The sequence below is a fragment of the Variovorax sp. P4_D9 genome (genome assembly GCF_056401695.1).
Map to the genome: position 1 here is coordinate 1 of NZ_JBFUIU010000877.1, position 3,562 is coordinate 3,562.

2 protein-coding genes and 2 pseudogenes are annotated in these 3,562 nt (G+C 65.4%); 2 read left to right on the plus strand and 2 right to left on the minus strand.

The annotated features are described in order from the left end of the window. A partial coding sequence (locus AC1DY5_RS47300; protein WP_478121286.1) for an error-prone DNA polymerase occupies window positions 1-2,150 on the plus strand: 2,150 nt, incomplete at its 5' end. 462 nt (window positions 2,151-2,612) lie between these two features. After that, a pseudogene (locus AC1DY5_RS47305) lies at window positions 2,613-2,863 on the plus strand (IS110-like element ISCARN28 family transposase); the annotation flags it as partial. Here AC1DY5_RS47305 and AC1DY5_RS47310 read toward each other — a convergent pair. Both AC1DY5_RS47310 and AC1DY5_RS47315 read right to left on the minus strand, forming a co-directional pair. Further along, window positions 2,831-3,199, minus strand: a complete 369-nt coding sequence (locus AC1DY5_RS47310; RefSeq protein ID WP_478121287.1) for a poly-gamma-glutamate hydrolase family protein — start codon at window positions 3,197-3,199, stop codon at window positions 2,831-2,833. The pseudogene AC1DY5_RS47305 and the gene AC1DY5_RS47310 overlap by 33 nt on opposite strands. A 75-nt stretch (window positions 3,200-3,274) precedes the next feature. Next, a pseudogene (locus tag AC1DY5_RS47315) lies at window positions 3,275-3,562 on the minus strand (type II toxin-antitoxin system HipA family toxin); the annotation flags it as partial.

The window sequence follows — 3,562 nt, forward strand, 5'->3', positions numbered from 1 at the left end:
GCGGCATCCTGTGCCAGGGCCGGGGCTCGGCCGCCAACTCGGCCATCTGCTACTGCCTCTACGTGACCGAGGTGGACCCCGAGCGCATGAGCGTGCTCTTCGAGCGCTTCATTAGCGTCGAGCGCAAGGAGCCGCCGGACATCGACATCGACTTCGAGCACCAGCGGCGCGAGGAGGTGATGCAGTACATCTACCGGAAGTACGGGCGCGACCGGGCGGCGCTGACCGGTGTCGTGATCGCCTACCGCAGCAAGTCCGCGATCCGCGACGTCGGCAAGGCGCTGGGCTTCGCGCTCGAGGTGGTCGACCGCCTCGCCAAGACCGCCTACGGCACGGATAAACAGTGGATCAGCGAGGCCTGCCTGCTCGAGAACGAACTCGACCCGACGAACCCGCGCGTTCAGCAGTGGCTGCACCTGGCCGACGAGTTGCGCGACTTCCCGCGGCATCTCAGCCAGCACCCGGGCGGCTTCGTGATCGCGCGCGACAAGCTCAGCCGCCTGGTCCCGGTCGAGAACGCCTCGATGGAGAACCGCAGCGTCGTCCAGTGGGACAAGAACGACCTCGATGCGCTGGGCCTGATCAAGGTCGACGTGCTGGCGCTCGGCATGCTCACGGCCATCCATCGCGCGCTCGACCTGGTGTCGATGAAGCTCGGCAAGCCATTTGGCATGCAGGAGGTGCCGGCCGAAGACCCGGCCACCTACGACATGATCTGCAAGGCCGACACGGTGGGTGTGTTCCAGATCGAGAGCCGCGCCCAGATGACGATGCTGCCGCGCATGCGGCCAAGGCGCTTCTACGACCTCGTAATCCAGGTGGCGATCGTGCGGCCCGGGCCGATCCAGGGCGGGATGGTGCATCCCTATCTGCGGCGCCGCGCCGGCGAGGAGCCCGTGACCTACCCGAGTGAAGAAATCAAGCAGGCGACCGAGCGCACACTGGGCGTGCCGATCTTCCAGGAGCAGGTGATGCAGATCGCGATGCTGGCCGCCGACTTCACGGCCGGCGAGGCCGACCAGCTGCGCCGCGCGATGGGCGCCTGGCGCAAGCGCGGCGGGCTCGAGGTGCATCAGCGCCGGCTCGTCGAGCGCATGCTGCAGAAGGGCTACACGGCCGAGTTCGCGGGGCAGATGGCCAGGCAGGTCGAGGGCTTCAGCTCCTACGGTTTCCCCGAGAGCCATGCGGCGAGCTTCGCGCTGCTGGTCTATGTGTCCTGCTACCTGAAGCGGCACCATTCGGACGCCTTCCTCGTGGCCCTGCTCAACAGCCAGCCGATGGGTTTCTATGCACCGGCGCAACTCGTGCGCGATGCGCGCGAGCATGGCGTCGTCGTGCGGCCGGTCGATGTCACGGTCAGCGACTGGCTCAGCACCCTCGAGGAGGAGGCGCGGGCCCCGGCCCTGCCCCGCTGGGATGCCAGTCATGCAACGCCGCTGCGCGCGGTGCGCCTGGGGCTCTCGCGCATCGTCGGCATGTGCGAGAAGGCTGCGGATCGCATCGTGGCCGCGAGGGAGAACGGGCCCTTCGCGAGCGTGGAGGACCTGGTCAAGCGCGCGGGCCTGGACGCCCACGACCTGAAGTGTCTGTCCGGCGCCGACGCGCTGCTGACCTTGTCCGGCCGGCGGCCAGACGCCGTGTGGGAAGCCGCAGGCGTGGACACCCGGCCGACCGAGATGCTGCGCACCGCGCGGACGACCGAGGATCCGTTTGCATTCGCCGAGCCGACGGAAGGCGCGGAAGTTGCGGACGACTACGCTTCGATGGGCCTGAGCCTGCGGCGCCATCCGCTGGCACTGATCCGGCATCGCCTGGCCGAGCTGGGCATCCGAACGGCCGAGGAGCTTCGCACCCGGGCCCGCGATCGCGACCAGGTCACGGCCAGCGGCATCGTCACGCACCGCCAGCAGCCCAGTACCTCGAAGGGCGTGATCTTCGCGACGCTCGAGGACGAAACCGGCACGGTGAACATCATCGTCTGGCCGAAGCTCGCGGAAGCGCAGCGTTCGGTGCTGCGTCAGTCGCGCTTGCTGACGGTGCAAGGCACGTGGCAGAGCGAGAAAGGAGTGAACTCGCTGATTGCAGCGCACCTCTGGAATCACACGCTGCTGTTGGGCGAGCTTCGGGTGTCGAGCCGGGACTTCAGGTAGAGAACTCGGTGGCGTCGGCCCGGAGGTGAAGGCGCCGCCGATATGGACCGAGCCGGCTGCCAGCAATGCGGCAGCAGTCATGCGTCATCCGTGTCACAGTTTCAACGATGGCTTGGTTAGCTCCCAGTGCCACGTGCTTGTCGAGCAGAACGTTCAAGAGTTACCGCCTCCGAAAAACAGTTCCGCCAATTCATTGTTTTGCGCATCGATGGAGTCGGGGCACCTGAAACGCGCCCTTGGCTACTCCAATGCGTCTTCCTGTCGGAACGTACTCCAGGGGAACAAGCTTGGCCGCAGGCCGACCGCCTCGGGCGATGACGATTTCGCACTCTCGCCCCTACGCGATGGCTTCCACCAGGCGTGGCAACGACGATTTCGCTTGCGACATGTTGACAACTTCCATCGGACATCTCTGGCTCTTAGACGGCTTCGTCTAGACATGATCATGCGCACAAGGACAGCATTGCTGTTGCCGTTTGTGTGGACGAGAGCCGAGCCGGTTCGTAGGCACCCTCGGGCCTGACGTGCAAGGGGTGCGCAAGACGCTGCGCAAGTACGGTCCGGCGCGGCAGGTGAGCGTGGTCTATGAGGCCGGCCCCACTGGCTACGGGCTGAATCGAGAGCTGACTCGGCGCGGCTATCGCTGCGAGATCATCGCGCCGTCCTTGCCACCGCGGCCTTCAAGGGTTCATCGAGACCGCCAACGAGCGGCTGTGCGCATCACCGCCACATCCATGGATCGCGACCACATGATCGCAGTTGGACAGCAACGCCAGGCATCGCGGCTCGTCAAACTTGTGGCTGGTCAGATGGAGCGCGGCATAGCTGCCGGCACGGCGGATTCCTTCGAAGAGGTAGAGGTTGAAATCCGCCCCGGCAATGCCGCGTGCAATGTCCGATGTGTACTGCTCGATACCGCCCCCGTGCGGGGCTATCACGGCCATCGACGAACCCGCGTTCACGCGCACTTGGATGCGGTAGTCGGTACCTTCAACCTGAGCGTTGGCCAAATCTTTGAAGCCCTTGTAGTTGTCTGCAGGGCTACTCATGGCGTGTCCATGTCATAGCAGGATCCGCTTGGACAGCGAACTGGTTTGACCGAAGGTACAAACCGACATCGCTCCTCACGCATCGGGACGCCTTTCGAAGAAGAAGCAGTCAGGCAGGATGGCCGGGGCGATGTAGTCGATGTCCTCGGCCGACACACCACAGGAGAAGAAGCTGTCGCGCCAATGCCGAACGACATCGACGAGTCGATCGATTTGCCCGCGCGCTTCTTCGGCCGACAAGCCGAAACGCCCCGCCTGCGACAGGAGGTTGTAGATGCTGGCTGTGCGACCGTAGTCGCCGACGGTCAACGCCAGGTCGCGCCTCTCCAGGCTGACCACGGGTGCGGGCACGAGGTCGTAGGC